This is a genomic window from Phyllobacterium sp. P5_D12, from assembly GCF_054049495.1.
Genome location: NZ_JBFUMG010000853.1, coordinates 1 through 1,378, shown reverse-complemented (window position 1 = coordinate 1,378; position 1,378 = coordinate 1). Strand labels below are relative to the sequence as shown.

At 60.4% G+C, this 1,378-nt stretch carries 2 protein-coding genes; both read left to right on the top strand.

Going from position 1 to position 1,378, the window contains the following annotated elements; all coding sequences use genetic code 11:
- On the top strand, nt 1-923 hold a 923-nt coding region (locus ACXJ5O_RS27055), incomplete at its 5' end, for a M20/M25/M40 family metallo-hydrolase (RefSeq protein ID WP_457302607.1).
- A gap of 128 nt (nt 924-1,051) precedes the next feature.
- Nucleotides 1,052-1,378, top strand: a 327-nt coding sequence (locus tag ACXJ5O_RS27050; RefSeq protein WP_457302606.1) for an SLC13 family permease, incomplete at its 3' end; no start/stop codon positions are given.

Genomic DNA, 1,378 nt, shown 5'->3' with positions numbered 1-1,378 from the left:
GTGCAGGGGCAAAGCCGCGTCGCGAGGGGGACCGTATCGTCTCGGACGGCACCACCGCGCTTGGCGGCGATGCCCGGACTGGCGTCGCGGTTCTCGTCGTCGTCGCCGAAACACTTATCAAGAACAAGCTGCCGCATCCGCCAATAACGCTGTTGTTCACCGTGCGCGAGGAAAGCGGACTGCATGGTGCGCGGGAACTTAATCCGGCCGATCTCGGCGGCGCGGTCATGTGCATCAATGTCGATGGCCAGATGGCATCCGATCTGATCATCGGCGCTGTCGGCCAGGAGAATTGGGAAGCGGTAATCACCGGGCGCGCTTCGCATGCCGGCGTTGCTCCGGAGAAGGGCATATCGGCAACGATGGTCGGTGCGATGGCTCTTGCCGAAGCACGCCGGGCCGGCTGGTTCGGCAAGGTTGTCAAGTCAGACGGTCGCGGCACGAGCAATGTCGGAATCTTCGGCGGCAAGGACAACAAACCCGCAGGCGACGCGACCAATGTCGTGACCGACTATGCCTTCATCAAGGGCGAGGCGCGCAGTCCGGAATCCGTCTTTGCAACGAAGATCGCCAAAGGCTACGAAGAAGCATTCATCAAAGCGCAAAGTGAGGTCACGGACGAGGCGGGCGACACTGCGGAGCTGAAATTCAGCCATGTGACTTCCTATCCACCGTTCGAACTCGGTAAGGACAGTCCGATCGTACAGCGTGCGACCAAGGCGCTCAAGACGCTCGGCATCGAGCCAGTCTTGGTATTCTCCAACGGCGGCCTGGACGCCAACTGGCTCGACAAGCATGGCGTTCCCACCATTACCATCGGTTCCGGCCAGGCCGAGATTCATACCATCAAGGAGTATGTAAACCTTCCGGAGTTTGAAAAGGGCTGCCGTATCGGCGTGCTCATGGCGACGCTTGATGACTGATAGTCCTGCGGGGCCGTCTGACGGCCGGAGCCATCCGTGAAGGAAAAACTCGGATGCCAGCAGGCATCGACGGCCAAACTGCTGGGCGACTAGAAAGCCCGGTCAGGGCCAAATGAGGAATTGAGCGATTGAGCCCGATAGCATACACCGCCGCCATTATAGCCGTTGCCGTCGTCCTGTTCGTCTGGAACAAATTGCCAGTTGTCGTTGTGGCCATGCTGACCGCATTGGCACTGTGGGCGACCGGCGTGCTGACGATTAACCAGGCGCTTGGTGGCTTCGGTGATCCGGCGGTGGTCTTCATTGCGTCACTCTTTGTCGTCAGCTCCGGGCTGGAGGTAACCGGAGTCACCGCCTGGGCCGGGCAGTTGCTCATCCGTGGTGCTGGCGAAGAAAGCCGGACGCGCCTTTTGTTGCTGAAGATGGGGCTGGTTTCGCTGCTGACCGCCCTGATC